The sequence below is a fragment of the Kitasatospora sp. NPDC050543 genome, assembly GCF_044457565.1.
Lineage (GTDB): Bacteria > Actinomycetota > Actinomycetes > Streptomycetales > Streptomycetaceae > Kitasatospora.
The window spans coordinates 50,540-67,920 of record NZ_JBITGZ010000035.1 but is presented as its reverse complement, the minus strand read 5'-3'; the positions used below and the strand labels follow the sequence as shown (position 1 = coordinate 67,920).

Below are 17,381 nucleotides of genomic sequence, written 5' to 3'. Positions count from 1 at the left end.
GGGAGCAGTTCGGCGAGGAACGCCTGATCGCCACCATCGAGCGTGTCGGACCCGCCGGTGGAGGCGTGCAGGAGATGGTGCGGGGCCTCTCCCACGCCCTGATGCAAGAGCGGGGCGGAACCACAACCGATGACGCGAGCCTCTTCCTGGTCGAGTGGCGCGGTGGCACCGCCGACCACCTCGCCAGCCCCGAGCTGTAGAGCAGGGTGCAGACCTGCTCGGGGGAGCGCACCTTTGAAATTGGCCGTCTCCGGCAACCTTGAGGGACGCCGGCGTACTGCCACCCGGGCGGGCCTTGGCCCTAGCCCTGCCCGGAGTACGGTGAAAGTGCTCACCATCGGCGGCATGCGGATTGCTTGGGGCAGCCCGACTGCAGCACCTGGTCGTCCAGAAACAGCCCGGGGTAGGTGTTCGACATGACCGCGACCTTCGATCCCGCCGCCGGCCAGCCACCGGGGCCGGAACCACCGGTCCGACTCTCGCTGACACCCGAGGGCGCCACCCCCGGCCGGCTGGACGGGGCCTGGTGGCCCCACTCGCACGACCTCCTACGTGAACTTCCCCCGCTGGCGGCAGCGCTGGACCTCAAGTGGGGGCGGATCACCCGAGTCACCGTGAATCCGACGCACTGGCCGGTCATCCCCCAGCGGGTCCCGGTCGCAGGCCACGTCATCCACGTCGGATGGTTCGAACAGGAGCAGGACGCGGACGAGGTGATGGTGTGCTCCTTCATCCCTCTGCGCCTGGAGCTCCTGGTGATTCCCCCCGACGCCGAGGCCTCCGCCGCCGGGTGGCTGATGACAACGGCGTCCGACCCGGCCAACACGCGCACCGGCACCGACCTCCTGACAGCCGCAGGTGTTCCGACGACAGACCGGCCGCAGGCGGGCGGGTAACGCCAGCCACCGGCGAACAGCACCACGCGGTTCGCCGTCGGCTCCGACTCGGTTCGTGGCGGGTTGAGGCGGTGGTGTGCCAGACCAACTGTGCCGCCGCCTGGCCCCATGAAGCCCTGCTCCTCGGCAGCCCCGCACCGGATCCCCGGATCCGCCCCGCGGAGGGACATCCTGTGCAGGGGCCGGTGACGCGGCGAGGCGAGGCGAGGCGAGCGCACCCTACCGGCTGTGGCCGGTCCGACTACTCACGTGACCACTCGGTCTCGGCGGCCTGGGGCTCGCCCACCGAGTGTCGTCCCTCCCAGACACGGACCTTGATCGCCCGAGGGCCGGGAGCGGGCCGGGAGAGCGTGCGTACGAACACGTCTCGCAGGTGGTTTGCCGCCCGCTGGGGCGACCCGTCGTATTCCAGGGGGTTCGGCATGGGCGCACCGTCCTGCTGGGACCAGCGGCCGGCGTCGTCCTGGGTCTCGAGAGTCCACCGGTAGTGCCGCATCCTGGCCTCCTGTGGCGACGATCAGTCCCCAGATCACGACCTTATGGCCCCAGCAGGCTGACGGCGACCGATGGACTTCCGCCTGCACCGCAGCCCGGGCCAGCGGTCACAACGATTTGCCTGGCCAGCGCACCGAGCGGGTGCGGCGGTCGCCATGGTGGGACGATGGGAAACGCCCACAGACGTCGGAGGTTGCTGGTGTTCGAAGCAGGGGACATCCGGGAATGGCGCGGCCACGACGTGGTCGACAACAACGGACACGAGATCAGCACGCTGGAGTCCGTCGACGTGGGACACCGCGACCGACCAGCCGTCGTTCGCCACCGTCACGGTCGGACTGCCCACGCGTCGCCGCCTTGTGCTCGTCCCCTTCGCCGGTGCCAGGGGCGGACCCGGCGATCTGCAGGTCGCCCACGCCGAGAGCCAGGTCAAGCATGCGCCGGCGATCGGCACCGAGAGCGAGCTGCCTGCCGAGGACGAGGCAGCCCTCTCTTCGCCCACTTCGAGCTGGACTACCCGCCGGGCACGAGCGGTGAACGCCGGTAGGCCCCCCACAGGCCACGAAGGAGGCCGGAGATGGCACTGGTGTTGCTCCTGATCATCGTGGCGCTCGTGCTCGGAATCTTGGGTGTCGTCGTCAAGGGCGTGCTCTACCTGCTCTTCATCGGCGTCGTCGTGCTGGCGGTCGCCATGACCATCTCCGCCGTCCGGTTCCGCCACGGCGGTCGCCGCCCCAGCCGCTGAAACCCCCCGCCCCGCCGGGTGGCACTCGGCGGGGGTCGCGCCAGCAGGACCTGCGGATCAGTACTCGGAACCGCTTCGCAGATAGGTGCCCGCGGCCTCGAGCCACGCCCCGGGGCTGAAGCAAGCCTCGACCGCGTGCGGACTGTCTTCGAAGACGCGCAGGATCCGCAGCGCTCCGCTCGGGTGCAGGTCGTACTCGTACGTGAGGCCGCCGGGGACGTCCTGGTACTGCATGTCCAACGGCCCCTTGGACGGCTCGGACGGCGACCGGGCCTCGACCGAGAGTTTCACGTAGACGGACATGTCTCCACCATGCCTTTCCTGCCACCCGCACAACTCGTATGGGTGGCGCATCGGTCAGAACGATTCGCCGGAAGGCTCGGAGCTGATGCCAGTGGCGATGGGGATCCGCCGCGCCGAGTCGGTGCCGCCGGCCTCGACCGTCCGCGCCATGACGGCGTGGGCCGCGTCGAGGCTTGCTTGCGGAGGGATGACGAGCAGCGTGAAATGATCGCGGTCACCCCGCGCGATGATCACCGTGTCATCACCGACCGGGTACCAGTTGGTGTGCACGGACCGGCCGTCGACGACCAGACGGGCCGGGACGTCGTCCCACGCGTCCGTATCCAGGCCGAGGCTCGTGACAGGGCCCACGTGCTCGGTCAGCCCAGTGACCAGGCCGGGCAGCTCGGCACCGACGTCACGGGAACGAGGCCACCACACGCCATCGTGCGTCCCCTCGCGCGACCGCGTCGTCTCCGGCCTCAGCAGAACCGAACCCAATTTCGCCGACTCGCGGAACCGGTCCCGCAGGAGCGCCGGGAACGGTGTGTCGGATTCATCCGCCATGGCCCGCCACCCATCTACAGACCCGGGAAGAGCCCACTCACCACCGAGGACAGCCGACATCCGCACCGCCCCCGGTGTCCCCACCGTACTCCGGCCGGTCGTCGTGGTCTCCAGTCCGCCCGCGTAGGGGTCGGCCGGTCTAGCTCCCGCCGCGATCCGTGCAGGTCCGAACCGACCGGACCGGCAACAGCGCCACGTCGGTGCACTGCTTGCCGACTCGGCGCGCGTGATCAGAGCGTCGCCACGTCATCGAGCGGCTCGGCATCGTGGCGGGCGAGTGCAGCGCCGAGGCCCGGTACTGGGCCTGCGGGACGGCGTTGAGCAGCACCCCGTCGGCCAGCGAGACCACCGCTGATCCGCCACCCGATATCCGGACGCGCGGATGGGACCGCTACGCTTCTTCATCTGGAACGTGCTTCGTGCTCGGCGGTGTAACCGGACCTTCGACAAGCCCTATCATCCCAGTTCAGGGGCGCTTTCCAGGTCTCGTGCCGCCCCTTGGACGATGAACGGGCCGGCCTCGCCGGGCGCCTGGTACCCAGAGCAGAGGATCCCATCCATGTCAGCCGACACGTGGTCGGAGCTCTTGGTCCGCTCCGAGCGGTTGACCGCGCTCTATACCGAGCCGCCCCCCTTGGACAGCCTGGTCCTCAGGTCGGTCCACCTGAGCCCCTACGGACCCGCTGTGAAGTTGCGAGTGGAGCTTCCGCACTTTCCGGACCTCGCTCCCGTGGCCTGGACCGAGGCGGGCTGCGACCGGTTCGAGGCCCAGATCGAGTTCATGGCTGTCGGCGAGGATCTACGGATGCGGGGTGTTCCCGACCGCGCCGTGGTCGACGTCGAGTTCAGCCCCCTCGTCCAGGTCCACGAGCGCCGGATCGGGGTTGCGGTGCGCGGACCAGGATTCTCGCTGGCATTCACCGCATACGCCGCTCTCAAGGCCAGCCATCTCAACGCGTATCGCTCCGGCGACGCGGACCCCTATACCGCTCAGCGCTGGTTCGAGAGCCGAGTCGATCGGCATCTGCACCGGGTGCTGCCACCCACGACCAGGAAGGCGTTCTATGACTGACCGAGACTGGTCTTGCGAGGTGGCCAATCCCGAGACGCTCCGCGAGGTCCTTGGCACGCCCCCGCCGCCGCTGACCGACTACGCCCTGATCTCAGTCCACATCGACGAACGCGAAGCGTCCGTCACCTTGGGGTTCTTCGCCTTCGCCGTCCCAGCCGGAGCCGCTGCCCTATGGCACGCGCAAGGACACAACGCGGTCGAGTTCTTCCTGGTCTGCACTCACGTGGAGAACCTTGCGGTGGACGGGTGGTCCACCGACCCCATCACTGCCGTCACTCTCGACGGGACATCCGTCGTGCTCGCCGGCCCGGGAAAGCGAGTGTCCTTCGAGGCAGGCGAGATCCACGCACAGGCTCCAGTCGGGCGGTTGGCCAGTAGTGCGCAGTGACGTCACCAGCAAATCGGTGCAATCGCCAGCCACCCGATATCGAGTCACCCGAGAGGTGCGGGCCTCGGACGCTCCTCCAGAGCATCGGCGAGCCACAACGTCCCAGCTCAGCGATACCCGACGACCACCCTGACTATCCATCAGGAGAGTCCTGCCATGAAAGCGGCGATGCTGTCGTATCGCAAGGTCGACAGTCGTCCGCCGCGATCGGCGTGATGTTCGGCGTCGCCGCAGTCGGCGGTGTGGTCGCCCCGCTGGTCGCCCCCGCGCTGGAGCGCCGGCTGTCGATGAAGGTGGTGGTGATCGGGGCCAACGAGCAATGCTCAGGACCTGTGGATCGGCTTCGGGAGGCGCACCTTCCCGAGTGATCGATTGAAGGTCACCGAGTAGGCCGACGTTGCAGCGTCGGCCGGGAAGGCACGCCCGTGCTCACCGTAGTCAACACCGATGGGTCGACGCGAGACGGCTCCCTGTTGGACTAGATCGTCCGTGAAGGAGCGCGGCGGATGCTGGCCGCCACGCTGGAGGCCGAAGTCGACTCCTATATAGCCGAGTTGACCAACGAGCGCGACGAGGCGGGCCGCCCGCCTGGTGGTCCGCAACGGCCACCACCAGCCGCGGAAGGTGACCACGTCGGCCGGGGTGGTCGAGGTGAAGGCGCCCCGGGTCAACGACAAGCGCGTCGACGAGGCGACGGGCGAGCGCAAATGGTTCTCGTCGGCGTTCCTGCCGCGTGGTGCCGCAAGTCCCCGAAGATCGCGGAGGTACTGCCGCTGCTCTACCTGCACGGCCTGTCCACCGGCGACTTCGTGCCAGCGATGGAGCAGTTCCTGGGCAGCTCGGCCGGACTGTCGCCGGCCACCGTCACCCGGCTGACCACGCAGTGGCAGGCGGACCACCAGGCGTTCATGGATCGCGACTTGTCCGCGACGGACTACGTCTACGTGTGGGCCGACGGGGTCCACCTGCGCATACGGCTGGAGGAGGCCAAGGCCGCCGTGCTCGTCCTCATCGGCGTGCGGGCCGACGGCGCCAAGGAGCTCATCGCCCTGGACGACGGCTACCGCGAGTCGGCCGAGGCGTGGGCGGCACTGATGCGTGACTGCGCCCGCCGGGGCATGCGCGCCCCTGTCCTGGCGGTCGGCGACGGCGCGCTCGGGTTCTGGAAGGCCCGGCGGGAGGTCCTCCCCGACACGGCCGAGCAACGCTGCTGGGTGCACAAGACCGCCAACGTCCTCGACGCACTGCCCAAGTCCGCCCAGCCCGCGGCGAAGAAGGCGATCCAGGACATCTACAACGCCGAGGACAAGAACCTCGCCAGCGCGGCGATCCGCACGTTCGCCAAGCTCTACGGGGCGAAGTTCCCCAAGGCCGTCGCGAAGATCACCAACGATGAAGACGTGCTGCTGACCTTCTACGACTACCCCGCCGAGCACTGGATCCACCTACGGACCACCAACCCGATCGAATCGACCTTCGCCACCGTCCGCCACCGTCCGCCACCGGACCAAGGTCACCCGGGGCGCCGGCAGCCGCGCGGCCGGGCTGGCCGTGGTCTTCAAGCTGATCGAGTCCGCTCAGGCCCGCTGGCGGGCCGTCAACGGCGCCCACCTGGTCCCGCTTGTCCGCGCCGGAGCCCGCTTCGAACGAGGCCTGCTCGTCGAGCGCGCAGAGGCGGTCGCGGCATGACCCGACCTCTCGTCGTCCTGGTCAACGGACTGCCCGGTGCCGGCAAGACAACCCTGGCTCGTGCCCTGTCGCAGCGCATGGGGCTGCCGCTGTTCAGCAAGGACACGATCAAGGAGGCCCACGCCGACGTCCTGGGCACCGAACCGCCGCACGGCGGGCCGCAGCGGCGCTGGAACGCCGCCCTCGGCGCGGCGGCCAGCGAGACCATGTGAGTCCTGCTCGCACAAGCCCCCGGCGGTGCGGTCCGGGAGTCCTGCTGGCCGAAGGACTCCCGGCACTTCGTCATGCAGGGCCTTCAACACGCAGATCTCCAGCAGCCGCTGGAGATCTGGTGCCATGTCCCCGTGGAGATCGCCCGCCGCCGCTTCGAAGACCGCCATCCGCGGCATCCGATTCACGGCGAACTGCTGACCGACGCCGAGTGGGGGCACTGGCAGCACACCGCCGAACCCCTGCACATCAGCACCACGCTCCATGTCGACACCACCGGCCCCGTCGACATGGACGCCGTCGTCACCTGGATCCGTCAGCGAGCCTCGGCCGCCACGAGGAGCTCCGCGTCAGACGGCCACGGCCCCACCACCGACGTCACCCGAAACACTCCGGAGGAACGCATCCACAGATCTTGACAATTGCTCCCATGTCCGTCACCCCCACCCACCAGGACGAGCTCGTCCTGTCGCAGGCCACTGCCGGGCAGGACCGCCCGGACCTTCGTCGCAACCCTGATCCTGCAGCTGGTGGCCGACGGCGAGACCGCATTGGACACCCCGGTGGCCGACCACCTGCCCCAGTTCGGGCCGGACGAGCGGATCACCGTGTGGATGCTGCTGCAGCACACCAGCGGGTTGGCCAGCTACACCGGTGACCTCGACCCCGACGGGACGTTCGTGCCGGGGCTCCCCGCGGCCGGACAGGCGCGGGTGGACAACCGCTTCCACAGCTACCGGCCGGAGGAACTGGTGCAGTTCGCGCTCTCCAAGCCGGCGCGGTTCGAGCCGGGGACGGACCAGAGCTACTCCAACACCAACTACACGGCGGCCCGTGCTGCTGATCGAGGAAATCAGCGGCCTCCCGTACGCCGAGGAGATGCAGCGACGGATCCTGGAGCCGCTCGGGCTGCGGGACACCGCGGTACCCGGCACCTCCCCGGAACTCCCCGAGCCGCACGCCCACGGCTACTACCGCTACCAGGACGCCGAGCAGTGGAACGTGGCCGACGTCACCCGCCAGAACCTCTCCCTGCTGGTCGGTGCCGGCGACATGATCTCCACCACCCAGGACCTCCACACCTTCCTCTCCGCACTGCTGGGCGGCGAGATCCTGCCCGCCCCGCTGCTGGACGAGATGCGCAAGCCGCACGGGATGCTCGGCTACGGCCTCGGGCTGTTCGTTCAGGACCTGGGCCCGGACCACGGCACCGTCGTCCACCACAACGGCGGCGCCCCGGGCGGCTTCGGAGCACTGATGATCAGCACCCCCGACGGCCGCAGGACCCTGACCGCCGGCCTGACCACCGGGGACACCGCCACCGACCCGGCACAGGAGTTCCCGAAGGCCCTGGACCGGCTCATCAAGGCGGTGTTCCGCCCCGAGCAGGCCGGATCGACCCAGCCCACGGCCTGACTGAAATGACTGGGGGTGGAGAGAGCTGAAGCGACCGGGGTCCGCTGTCGGACCGTGCCGCGGCGTGCCCCTTCTTGGACGCGGAGGTGATGATCGTGGCGTCCAGGTCCACGACGACCACGCTCCGGTCCAGCCAGCCCGCACCCAGACCCCGCGGCAGCACCCGGCCCAACGCCGAGGTCAGCCCGACCCGGTCGGCGCACTTGCGCAGCAGCGCTGCCCCGGCATGCCCGACCAGCCCCTTGCCGTCGGCCTTCACCGACAGCCGCTCATCCCACCCGATATGCTTCGTCACCAAGAAGGTGCCCCTGAATCACTGCTGGATATGACCTAGACACTCACATCCTTGCAGCTCAGCGGCACCTTCTGTCGTTCAGTCAGCTCATACAAGCTTGATCACTGAATACCCGGGGTTAAGGGGCCGCCGCAGCTCAACGAGCACGCCCCGTCGATGGTGATCGCATGGTGGTCGCACCGGAACGATCACCGGAGAGGCCTGCGAGCCAGGTTCCGCTCCCAGAAATCATCAGGTCGTACTCGCCGATCTCGCTGTAGTGGTGCCGCGCCGAGATGGGAGCGGAGCGGCAGCCGAGGAATAGAACATCAGCCGCGTCACGGCGCAGCTGCGATGGTGCCGCACCCGGATGGTGCGGAGTGACGTGGACCGCCGGTTCCTGGACACGGGGGAGCGGTGGCTGCTGCGATGGTGCCGCACCGGGAGGGTACGGAGAGACGAGGGGGGCGACACCCTCGGCGTGCTGCTGGCCGTGATGGTCACCTCTGCGGACATCGGCGACCGCGCGGCAGCCCAGGTCCTGCTCGCCCAGGCCGCCACCGCGCACCACCGGCTAGCCCTTGTCTGGGCCGACGGCGGAGAAGGTAGGTCGCTCCAGTTCTGGAGAGCGCCTTGGAGGAAGTTCTCGAACTGTGCGAGAAGGCCCACCCCCACGAGATCACCATCACGGCCAAGGCCGAACGCGAGGCCATCACCGCCTGACCCCGGGGCGCGACCGGGACCCCCTTCCTCCGCACACCGGGCCTTGGTGCGCCGCCCCGGGGCGCCCCTCAGTGACACCGATGAACGCCACCTCGGCGCGGCGAGCCGCGCGCGGGGTGGCCGGCGTGGTCCACCGCCGACCACCCCGCGCCCCGGTGCGGTCGCGTTCGCGGCCGGGCGCGCGCACGGTTGACCCATGGGCATCGTGGTTCTGCTGGAACTGGTCGAGCCGCTGGACACCCTCGTCCTGGGGATCGGCGACGACCAGGTCGATGCCATGTCGGTGCGGCGGGTACACGCCGCACCATCGGAGCCGAAGGCCACCGGCGGCCCGGGGGCGCTGACCGCGTGCGGAATGGACACCTCGTCCATGGTGGTCGACCGGTGGAGCCCGCAGCGGCCCGGACAGGGCTGGTATCCGCCGCGCTGGGCCGGGTACGTCTGCCTGACCTGCGACGCCGCCGCCCGCGCCTTCTGATCCGGGAGCGCGGCGGGCCGGCTCGGCCTAACGGGTTCCCGGCGGGCGGTCGCCGTGCTGCCCGGTGGTGTCGATGGCGTCGCGCAGGGCGGGCAGGTCGGTGAGGGCGGCCTGCTCGGCGAAGCGGGCCAGAAGCCGGCGCAGGACCCGCTCGTCGCGGTCGCGGACAGCTTCGGCGATGGCCGCCGCCAGCGACACCTGGGTATCGGTTTCGGGGGTGCGCACCTGCCGCGCGGCCTGCTGCCCTTCCACCGCTCGCCTCCCGTTCGTTCGTCGTCGTGGCCGCCGGACGCGGCGTCCTCCGTCCTGGCGCGGCTGCGGCGACCGGCCGCCCCGCCCTGCGCGGGGCGAAGACTACCTCCCCGACCGACACCGCAAAATCTATGCCCGTCGGAGTAGACATTGCCGCACACTGTGGTTAGTGTTTCTCTCGTAGACGAGGTCATGCGGTACCCGCCAGACACGAACTGGCGGGCAGCAAGAAAGAAGTTCGCAGGTCGGCACGGTTGCAGGGCCCTGAAGCCAGGGATGGTGCAGTAAGGCGACAGGACCGGTGGCCGGGCCGGGCGGCCCGCAGGTATCAGGGGCCGCCGCCCAGCAGTACCGCAGTTCAAAAGACGCGCCGGGCAGGTGGGCGTGAAGAAGGTGACACAAAAGACGGCGCGGTAGCGGAGTTCCGGAGCCACAGCAGGTGCAGGACGGCGACGGGACTGGCGACCGGGCCGGGCGGCCCGCAGGTATCAGGGGCCACCACCGAGCGGTACCGCAGTTCGGTAAGTGCATTACCAGCAGGTGAAGTTGAGTTGCGCAGTACCGGCAGTCGCAGTACGCGGTATCCCAGTGAAGGCGCCCAAGACTGCGGGCGCGCGTGCTGGGAGTCCGGCAGTGGGGTTCCAAGCCGAGCGGTTGAGCAGGACGGGCGACGGGGCTGGCTGCCGGAACCGGCGGACCACCAGGACCGCCACAGCAGCACCGGGTAGTTGGCACTATCACGCAGTTCGCAGTACCAGCAGCACCGCAGTTCCGAGCAGGTCGCAATACCCGGTAGTGGAAGTACCCGCAGTTCGCAGTAACCGGTCAGCACAGAGGATGAACGGAGGGGACAGAGCGCCATCAGGATCGCCCGGCCCGTGAGGCATCACCCGGGCGGATTCCGAAGACCCCAAGGCAAGGACGGTGGTTTCCGGTCACGCATACGCGATCCCCGCACGCCCCCTCCCCCGGGGCGAGGCGGACATGAGGAAGTCGGCCACAGGCCGACAGATGGTGTAAAACCCTTCGGGGCCCCGGGAGCCGCAACGGCCCCGGGGCCCCTCAGCGCGTCCCCGGACACAACAACAAGAAGAGGTGCAGTGACCACGGCAACCATCCGACCCCACACCCCCGACGCCGTCAGCTCGTTCGACGATGACGACTACCCCGCCTACACCATGGGCCGCGCCGCCGAGATGACCGGCACCACCCCCGGCTTCCTGCGCTCGCTCGGCGAGCAGGGCCTCATCACCCCCCTGCGCTCCGACGGCGGTCACCGCCGCTACTCCCGTTACCAGCTTCGGATCGCGATGCGCGCCCGCGACCTCGTCGACCAGGGCACCGCCATCGACGCCGCCTGCCGCATCATCATCCTCGAAGACCAACTCGAGGAAGCCCTGCGCATCAACGAGCAGCTCCGCCGCTCCCAACACGGCCAGGAACCCTCCGCCGACACCTGACCCAGCCATCCAGGCCGACGAAACCGGCCCGCGGTGATCAGCAGGTGCTCACCGCAGGCCGCCCGGGACACGAGCCCCTCGGTTCCGGTTCGCCGGCCGACCCTTCTCCACCGGCCCGGCCGCCCGACACCCTGCCTCACGGCGCGGACCACGCAGACCGCTTCCGCGCAGGGGGATTCCAGGTTCGCGTGAGGCCGCACCGGCCCGGCGCATCCGCTGGTAGGGGCGAAGCGCGCTGCGGGCGGATACCGCGATGGCCGGCGCGTCGGCGCCGACGCGCCGGGCCTAGAAGCTGAGTAGGCCGATGGCGTGGCCGTCGTGGTCCACCACCGGCCACACGGCCAGGCCGCGGGAACGCATGGCGGCGGCCGCAGTGGCGGCGGGCATGTCGGCGGTGGCGAACGGGGCCCGGTCGAGGACGATGTCGCGCACCGGGGTGCGCTCGGTGCACCGGGAGCGGGTCTGGAACGGCGCCAGGTGCAGGCGGGTCAGCAGCCCCGCGCAGCGGCCGTCGTCGTCGCGGACCAGGAGGTGGTCGACGCCGGAGCTCTGCAGGATGTCCATCGCCATGTCGACCATGACGTCGTCGCTGATCTGCAGCTCCGGACATTTCATGAGGTCGCCGACCGTGGCGGTGGTCGCGGGGCGTTCGAGGGTGATGGTCATGGGCAGACTCCTTCGCGTATCCACCGCCGGGGCCGGCGGTAGTCAGGGCACTGGCGGTGGGACGGCCGGCGGGTGTGCCGGAGCGGGCCGAGACTGCTCTGCGCTTGGTGGGTGGTGGGGGCCCGGACTGCGGCGGCAGTCCGGGCCCCCACGTACGCGCTAGGCGGCGAGGGCGACGCGGCGGGGTGCCCGGCGGCGGCGGCCGGAGGAGCCCTGGTTGTCGCGGCCCGTGGCGGTTGCGCGGGCGTCGGCTCCCGCGTAGGCGGGGCGGCTGCGGCGGCCGCGGCTCGTGGACGCGCTGCGGCGGGGGCGTTCGACGACGGGGGCCGCGATCACGGTGGGGATGCCGGTGGGCACGCGGGCGCCGGTGATGCGGGCCAGTTCCTCGTCGCCGGCGCTGACCCGGGTGGTGACGGGGGTGATGGCGGCCGTGGTCATCATGCGGGCCATCTCGCGGCGCTGGTTGGGCAGCACCAGCGTGACGACGGTGCCGGACTCCCCCGCGCGGGCGGTGCGCCCGCCGCGGTGCAGGTAGTCCTTGTGGTCGCTGGGCGGGTCCAGGTTGACGACCAGGTCGAGCCCGTCGACGTGGATGCCGCGTGCGGCGACGTTGGTCGCGATCAGCGCGGTGACCTGGCCGTTGCGGAACTGCTCCAGGGTGCGGGTGCGCTGGGGCTGGGACTTGCCGCCGTGCAGGGCCGCGGCCTTCACCCCGTTCGCGAGGAGGTCCTCCACCAGGCGGTCCGCGCCGTGCTTGGTGTCGATGAACATGATCACCCCGCCGTCACGGGAGGCGATGTGGGCGATCGTGGCGTTCTTGTCGAAGTTCTGCACGTGCAGCACGTGGTGCTCCATGGTGCTGACCGCACCCGCCGACGGGTCAACCGAGTGCGTGACCGGATCCTTCAGGAAGCGCCGCACCAGGCGGTCGACGTTGCGGTCCAGGGTCGCGGAGAACAGCATCGTCTGGCAGCCCTCGGCGACCTGGGCGAGGAGTTCGGTGACCTGCGGCAGGAAGCCCATGTCGGCCATCTGGTCGGCCTCGTCGAGCACCGTGATGCCGACCCCGTCCAGCTGGCAGTCGCCCCGCTGGATCAGGTCCTTGAGCCGGCCCGGGGTGGCCACCACGACCTCCGCCCCCCGGTTCAGCGCCTGCGCCTGGCGTCCGATCGACATTCCGCCCACCACCGTCGCCATCCGCAGCCGAACCGCGTGGGCGAACGGGGTGAGGGCATCGGTGACCTGCTGCGCGAGCTCACGGGTGGGAACCAGCACCAGGGCCAGCGGCCGGCGCGGCTCGGCCTTCTGCCCGGCGGTGCGGGCCAACACGGCGAGACCGAACGCGATGGTCTTGCCGGAGCCGGTACGGCCACGCCCCAGGACGTCACGGCCGGCGAGCGAGTTCGGCAGCGTGGCGGCCTGGATCGGGAACGGCGTGGTGACGCCCTGGCGGGTCAGCACCGACAGCAGCGCCTTCGGCATGTCCATCTCGCCGAACGCCTCGACGGCCGGCAGCGCCGGGGTGGTGCTCACCGGCATCGCGAACTCGCCCTGAGCGGACGAGCCCTGACGGAAGCTCCGGCCGCCGGCGGGCCGGTCGCCGTAGAAGGAGCTGCCGCCGGAGCGGGATCCGTAGGAGCGGGCGGAGGCCGAGGAACGGGAGTTGGTGTTCTGGTACGGGGAGCGACTGGAGCGGTTCATGCGAAACCTTCCTGGGACGGCACGTCGCGAGGCGACTCCGCAGCGCGGGGCGCCGGCAGGAGATCGCCCGGGAACGGGCCGAAAGTATGGGGAGCGGGGCGTGGACGGTGAAACCGTGCGGCACGTCACCTCAGGTCGACGCTCACCGCGGAGGGCGGGAGCGAAGATCCTCGAACCGTGGGATGTCACGGCAGGGCGCCGATCCGGACGCGGCGCTGGGCGTCTCGCGTGGGGATGGCCGCCGGTGGCGGAGCCAGGGGGCCTGAACGGCCGGGGAATGCGTGGTGGAGCAATGCCGAGGGGCTCGCACCGGGCATCATGTACGCGGTGCGGGCCCCTCGCTACCAGGCGGGTGCCGTGGCAGAAACTACAGCGGACGAATGTTCTCGGCCTGCGGGCCCTTCTGACCCTGCGTGACGTCGAACTCGACCTTCTGGCCCTCGAGCAGCTCACGGAAGCCGTTGGCGTTGATGTTCGAGTAGTGGGCGAACACGTCAGGACCGCCACCCTCCTGCTCGATGAAGCCGAAGCCCTTTTCCGCGTTGAACCACTTCACAGTGCCATTAGCCATAAAGAAATCTCCTTCAAGGGGCTGTCCGAAACCCGCACAGCGCGCGTTTCGAGTCGCCGCGATGAGCACCCACCCGGGGAAGAGCCGGGAAACAAAAAGGCGCCTGCGATACATCAGCAGGCGCACACAAAGTTCATGGGAACCACTACTGCAACTAAAACGACTCTAGCAGGCCCCAGCCCGCCACGGGCGGAATTTCACTCCCCGTTCCGCGAGGCCCCTTCCCCAGGACCGCCGATCGCGAGGCACCGGGACCATCAACACACATGGAGAGCAGCCTCGTTGAGCATGCCTCCCGCCCTGTCGGCGCCGCCGACTCCAGGGATGGAGAGGGCGGCCGACTCGGGCGCGGAGCGCCTGCCCTGGCCGCGAACAGCGAAGCGCCACGCCCGCCGGCGCCATCCAGGGGCCCGCTGGACAGCGCACGCGGCATTCCTGTCGAACTCCGAAATTGAATGCGCCGGAAGGACCTGCTCTCGCGATTTCCGGCGCATACTGCAGGGAATGACGAAATCTGCAGCAGTCCGCCGCGTCCTGCCCACCAGCCCCTTCAAGGCCCGGATCGAAGCACCGCGCAAGCACTTCGCCGTCGGCGACCGCGTCACTCACGACCAGTACGGCCTCGGCCGGGCCATCGGCGTGGAAGGCGACAGCGACATCGCGGTACTCGTCGACTTCGGATCGCGGCGGGAACGCATCACCCAGCCCTACGCCGCCATGTTCAAACTCTGACCCAGGACTCACGCGTTCTCGGCCGAGCGCGCCGCACCGCGCATGGCGCGGAGACACCGCCGCGCGCCCCTGGATCATCGCGCCGGTCCGCCGTCCAGGAGCGCGCACCCAACCAGGTCGAACAGGCACCCCCGATCCCGTCCCGGGCCGCACCGGCGACAAACTTGAACAGTACGTGACACCTCGTCACCGATGGCCGACCGCGGGGTGGGCAGGGCGATAAACTCCGCGCGTGGATGACAAACATCTGTTTGAGTCCGTCTGCGAAGTGCTCTCCCGCCGAGGGTTCGAGCCGGCACCGCCGCAGGCAGCCGGACTCTCCGTCCGACTGCGTCCGAGGACCGGCCTCGTACTGGGATGGCGGCCGGGTGAGGACCTGATCGGACCCACCCTCCACGCCTGCCCGCATCCCGACCACGCCGCCGGGCGCACCGAGTTCCGCGGCATCCGGACCGCGCTCATGCTGGCCCTGTCGGAGGTCCTCGGCGATGCGGGCTTCACCGTCACCGCCCTCGGCGACGACCTGCTCGTCACCGCCTGCCCACACGATCCGGGCACTGCCCCGACCCTCCCGGCCGCTCCCACCTGCTCCGCACCGCGGCGCAGCCGGTCGGCACGTCAGGTCGCCGCCGTGTAGCGCCCAGCGTGCGGCCGACGACAAGCCCGTGGTCGCCATGGCCGCGGCCCAGGCGCGTGAGGCCCGGGAAGCCGCGCATAGTCACCGAGGTTTTCATCACGAGCCGATCCTGCCAGGCCAGCATCGGCACGCGTCACTATCGTGCGCGCCCAGCGAACAGCGGAGCCCGGGTCCTCCCCGGGCCGCTGCCCGGGCCAGCCATTCCTGAGCCGCGGCAAGCCCCTGCGAGCCGTAGAAGCAGTTCCATGCGAGGACCATCGCGGTGGCTTCCAGGTCGGTGTCGGCCACCTCATCCACGGCCGGGGCCAGTACGGCCACCGCCTCGTCGGCGCGGCCGAGCTCGCCCAGGGCGGTGCCGAGCAGCAGTGCGGCCCGCAGGTCGAAGCCCTGCCGCAGTGCCGCTTCGGCCAACTGCCTTATCCGGTCAAGGTCGTGGGCGTAGTACGCCAGAGCGGCCGCGCGCAGCAGCAGCTCGGCGCCGCGCTCCTCCTGTCCGCCCCCGCGCAGGCCGGGGTGATCGTCCCGCAGGTCCACCAGGCCGGCATCGTCATGGACGACGCAGCCGGCTTCCGCCCCGGACCCACCGTCACTGCTTCGGTCTGAGTCCCGACCGCAAGCGAACGGGGGCGCCACCGCTCGGTGGCGCCCCCGTTCTGCCCGCCGCGCGAAAGCCGGACGCCCGGCGTCGCCCGGCCCATATCCACACGCATGCTCGGGCGCCTCATCGTGGACCTCCTCACCGCGTCGGCGAACAGACCGTCATCGGGGCGGGCATCGGGGCGGCCGCGCTGACCGTGCCCAGCATGGCCGGCTCACTGCGAGCTGTCCTCGACGACTCTCGCGGCGGAGTGTCCGGGTCAGCTCCGTTCGGGGAGCCGGGGCGTGGGGCGGCCGTTGACGTTCGGGTCGGCGGCCGATGCGCCGGTCGTCGAAGCCGTCGAAGTCGCTGTGGGCGCCGCGGAGTGCTGGAGGGACCGTAGGATGGCCAGCCCCTGGCTGGCGATGCCGGCCGCGATCTGGTTCACCCCGTCGGTGCCGTTCAGGACGGTCAGATCGGCGCCCGCCATGCCCCGGGCCGCCGCGTCGGCGAGTGCGGGGAGGGCCTCCACGATCCTGTTGGCCGCGATCAGCTCCTGGTTGCCGTCCCGGAGTGACGCCGCGCGGGCGGCGTTGGCGTCCGCCTGGGCCTGGGCCAGGGTCCGTTCGGTGTAGGCGCCGGCGTCGGCCTCGAACTTCACCCGGTCGCGGTCCGCCTCGGCCAGCGTCCGCTTCCGGTAGGCCTCGGCGTCGGCGGGGCGCCGCACCTCCGCCTCCAGCCGCTGCGCCGTGAGCGCCGCATTGCGCTGCGCGAGGGCGGTCTGTTCCTCGGTGACCTCCTGGGTGGCCCGTGCCTCGGCGAGCGGCCCGGCCTGGGCGGCGCGCGCCCTGGACTGCTCGGTCTCCGCGAGGAAGCCGGCCCGCTTGATCGCGGTGTCCCGCTCGTACTCGGCCTTGAGCGCGGCGGCCTGCTGCTCCCGTTCGCTCGCCTCCTGGTCGGCCTTGGCCTGGGCGATCCGGGCCTGACTGGCCACCGCCGCCGCGTGCGGCGCGGCGAGGTTGTTGATGTAGCCGGTGGCGTCCTCGATCTCCTGGATCTGCAGGGCGTCCACCACGATGCCGAGCTTCTCCATCTCGCCGTGACTGCCCGCCATGACTTCCTGGGCGACCCGGCTGCGTTCCCTGATGATCTGTTCCACGGTCAGCCCACCGATGATGGAGCGCAGGTGGCCTGCGAATATCCGTCCGACCAGTTCCTGCATCTGGTTCTGCTCGGACAGGAAGCGCCGGGCCGCGTTGGCGATCGACACGGCGTCGTCGCCGACCTTGAAGACACAGACCGCGCGGACGGTGAGCCGGATGCCCTGCTGGGTGACGCAGTCCTCGGCGATCTCCGCCTCCTGCAGGGCCAGGGACAGCATGCGGGCCTTCTGCTTGACGGGAACGACGAAGCTCCCGTGGCCCGTGACGATCCGGAACTGGGTGTCCTGCGACTGCCGCTTGGAACCGGAGATGAGCATGGCCTCGTTGGGCGCGGGCACGTGCCAGAACAACATGACGAACCACCTGACCTGCAACAGCTCGACGAGG

The 17,381-nt window shown here is 70.2% G+C and carries 20 protein-coding genes and 3 pseudogenes; 15 read left to right on the top strand and 8 right to left on the bottom strand.

From position 1 onward, the window contains the following. The 4 genes and pseudogenes from ACIBH3_RS30340 to ACIBH3_RS30325 form a co-directional block, all read left to right on the top strand. A pseudogene (locus ACIBH3_RS30340) lies at positions 1-200 on the top strand (serine/threonine-protein phosphatase); the annotation flags it as partial. A 216-nt stretch (positions 201-416) separates the two neighbouring features. After that, positions 417-896: a DUF5994 family protein gene (locus ACIBH3_RS30335; RefSeq protein ID WP_396315312.1), complete on the top strand. Its 480-nt coding sequence runs from the start codon at positions 417-419 to the stop codon at positions 894-896. A 694-nt stretch (positions 897-1,590) separates the two neighbouring features. Then, positions 1,591-1,938, top strand: a pseudogene (locus ACIBH3_RS30330) (PRC-barrel domain-containing protein). A 30-nt stretch (positions 1,939-1,968) separates the two neighbouring features. Continuing rightward, entirely contained in the window at positions 1,969-2,136 is a 168-nt protein-coding gene (locus ACIBH3_RS30325) for a hypothetical protein (protein WP_396315311.1), read from the top strand. 57 nt (positions 2,137-2,193) lie between these two features. Here ACIBH3_RS30325 and ACIBH3_RS30320 read toward each other — a convergent pair whose 3' ends face one another. Further along, positions 2,194-2,439 carry a hypothetical protein gene (locus ACIBH3_RS30320; RefSeq protein ID WP_396315310.1) on the bottom strand — a complete coding sequence of 82 codons (246 nt, stop codon included), beginning with the start codon at positions 2,437-2,439 and terminating at the stop codon, positions 2,194-2,196. A 54-nt stretch (positions 2,440-2,493) separates the two neighbouring features. After that, the gene (locus tag ACIBH3_RS30315) at positions 2,494-2,985 is read right to left on the bottom strand and encodes a DUF5994 family protein (RefSeq protein WP_396315309.1); all 492 of its coding nucleotides are present in this window, start codon (positions 2,983-2,985) and stop codon (positions 2,494-2,496) included. 559 nt (positions 2,986-3,544) lie between these two features. Here ACIBH3_RS30315 and ACIBH3_RS30310 point away from each other — a divergent pair. The 8 genes and pseudogenes from ACIBH3_RS30310 (at position 3,545) to ACIBH3_RS30275 (ending at position 9,235) form a co-directional block, all read left to right on the top strand. Further along, positions 3,545-4,057 (top strand): Imm50 family immunity protein, encoded by a 513-nt coding sequence (locus ACIBH3_RS30310; protein ID WP_396315308.1) that lies wholly within the window; start codon positions 3,545-3,547, stop codon positions 4,055-4,057. Next, on the top strand, positions 4,050-4,445 hold the full coding sequence (locus ACIBH3_RS30305; RefSeq protein ID WP_396315307.1) for an Imm50 family immunity protein: 396 nt from the start codon (positions 4,050-4,052) through the stop codon (positions 4,443-4,445). The genes ACIBH3_RS30310 and ACIBH3_RS30305 overlap by 8 nt, the downstream gene beginning before the upstream one ends. A 215-nt stretch (positions 4,446-4,660) precedes the next feature. Then, positions 4,661-4,813 (top strand): hypothetical protein, encoded by a 153-nt coding sequence (locus ACIBH3_RS30300; protein ID WP_396315306.1) that lies wholly within the window; start codon positions 4,661-4,663, stop codon positions 4,811-4,813. Positions 4,814-4,951: 138 nt separating this feature from the next. After that, positions 4,952-6,346: an IS256 family transposase gene (locus tag ACIBH3_RS30295; protein ID WP_396315305.1), complete on the top strand. Its 1,395-nt coding sequence runs from the start codon at positions 4,952-4,954 to the stop codon at positions 6,344-6,346. A gap of 72 nt (positions 6,347-6,418) precedes the next feature. Then, positions 6,419-6,763: a hypothetical protein gene (locus ACIBH3_RS30290; RefSeq protein ID WP_396315304.1), complete on the top strand. Its 345-nt coding sequence runs from the start codon at positions 6,419-6,421 to the stop codon at positions 6,761-6,763. Between the two features lie 111 nt (positions 6,764-6,874). Next, positions 6,875-7,117: pseudogene (locus tag ACIBH3_RS30285) on the top strand (serine hydrolase); the annotation flags it as partial. Positions 7,118-7,178: 61 nt separating this feature from the next. Then, a complete protein-coding gene (locus tag ACIBH3_RS30280; protein WP_396315303.1) occupies positions 7,179-7,760 on the top strand; it encodes a serine hydrolase domain-containing protein in 582 nt (193 codons plus the stop codon). A 1,193-nt stretch (positions 7,761-8,953) separates the two neighbouring features. Further along, positions 8,954-9,235 (top strand): hypothetical protein, encoded by a 282-nt coding sequence (locus ACIBH3_RS30275; RefSeq protein ID WP_396315302.1) that lies wholly within the window; start codon positions 8,954-8,956, stop codon positions 9,233-9,235. Between the two features lie 27 nt (positions 9,236-9,262). Here the strand turns inward: ACIBH3_RS30275 and ACIBH3_RS30270 are convergent, their stop codons facing one another. Beyond that, on the bottom strand, positions 9,263-9,487 hold the full coding sequence (locus tag ACIBH3_RS30270) for a hypothetical protein (RefSeq protein WP_396315301.1): 225 nt from the start codon (positions 9,485-9,487) through the stop codon (positions 9,263-9,265). 1,178 nt (positions 9,488-10,665) lie between these two features. Between ACIBH3_RS30270 and ACIBH3_RS30265 the strand changes: the two genes are divergently transcribed. Beyond that, positions 10,666-10,947, top strand: coding sequence for a MerR family transcriptional regulator (locus ACIBH3_RS30265; protein ID WP_209415364.1), 282 nt, complete (start codon positions 10,666-10,668; stop codon positions 10,945-10,947). A 285-nt stretch (positions 10,948-11,232) separates the two neighbouring features. Here ACIBH3_RS30265 and ACIBH3_RS30260 read toward each other — a convergent pair whose 3' ends face one another. The 3 genes from ACIBH3_RS30260 to ACIBH3_RS30250 all read right to left on the bottom strand — a co-directional run bounded on the left by ACIBH3_RS30260 (position 11,233) and on the right by ACIBH3_RS30250 (position 13,885). Further along, complete coding sequence (locus ACIBH3_RS30260; protein ID WP_396315300.1) at positions 11,233-11,613, bottom strand: CBS domain-containing protein; 381 nt, start codon at positions 11,611-11,613, stop codon at positions 11,233-11,235. A gap of 159 nt (positions 11,614-11,772) precedes the next feature. Next, positions 11,773-13,314: a DEAD/DEAH box helicase gene (locus tag ACIBH3_RS30255; RefSeq protein ID WP_396315299.1), complete on the bottom strand. Its 1,542-nt coding sequence runs from the start codon at positions 13,312-13,314 to the stop codon at positions 11,773-11,775. A gap of 367 nt (positions 13,315-13,681) precedes the next feature. After that, the gene (locus tag ACIBH3_RS30250; protein ID WP_030918248.1) at positions 13,682-13,885 is read right to left on the bottom strand and encodes a cold-shock protein; all 204 of its coding nucleotides are present in this window, start codon (positions 13,883-13,885) and stop codon (positions 13,682-13,684) included. A gap of 504 nt (positions 13,886-14,389) precedes the next feature. Here ACIBH3_RS30250 and ACIBH3_RS30245 point away from each other — a divergent pair. Both ACIBH3_RS30245 and ACIBH3_RS30240 read left to right on the top strand, forming a co-directional pair. Beyond that, the gene (locus tag ACIBH3_RS30245) at positions 14,390-14,617 is read left to right on the top strand and encodes a hypothetical protein (protein ID WP_209415310.1); all 228 of its coding nucleotides are present in this window, start codon (positions 14,390-14,392) and stop codon (positions 14,615-14,617) included. A 232-nt stretch (positions 14,618-14,849) separates the two neighbouring features. Continuing rightward, positions 14,850-15,254 (top strand): hypothetical protein, encoded by a 405-nt coding sequence (locus ACIBH3_RS30240; RefSeq protein ID WP_396315298.1) that lies wholly within the window; start codon positions 14,850-14,852, stop codon positions 15,252-15,254. Between the two features lie 96 nt (positions 15,255-15,350). On the opposite strand, the gene ACIBH3_RS30235 is transcribed toward ACIBH3_RS30240, so the two are convergent. Continuing rightward, positions 15,351-15,788, bottom strand: coding sequence for a hypothetical protein (locus ACIBH3_RS30235; RefSeq protein ID WP_396315297.1), 438 nt, complete (start codon positions 15,786-15,788; stop codon positions 15,351-15,353). Positions 15,789-16,111: 323 nt separating this feature from the next. Continuing rightward, entirely contained in the window at positions 16,112-17,347 is a 1,236-nt protein-coding gene (locus ACIBH3_RS30230) for an SPFH domain-containing protein (protein ID WP_396315296.1), read from the bottom strand. Between the last annotated feature and the right edge of the window lie 34 nt (positions 17,348-17,381).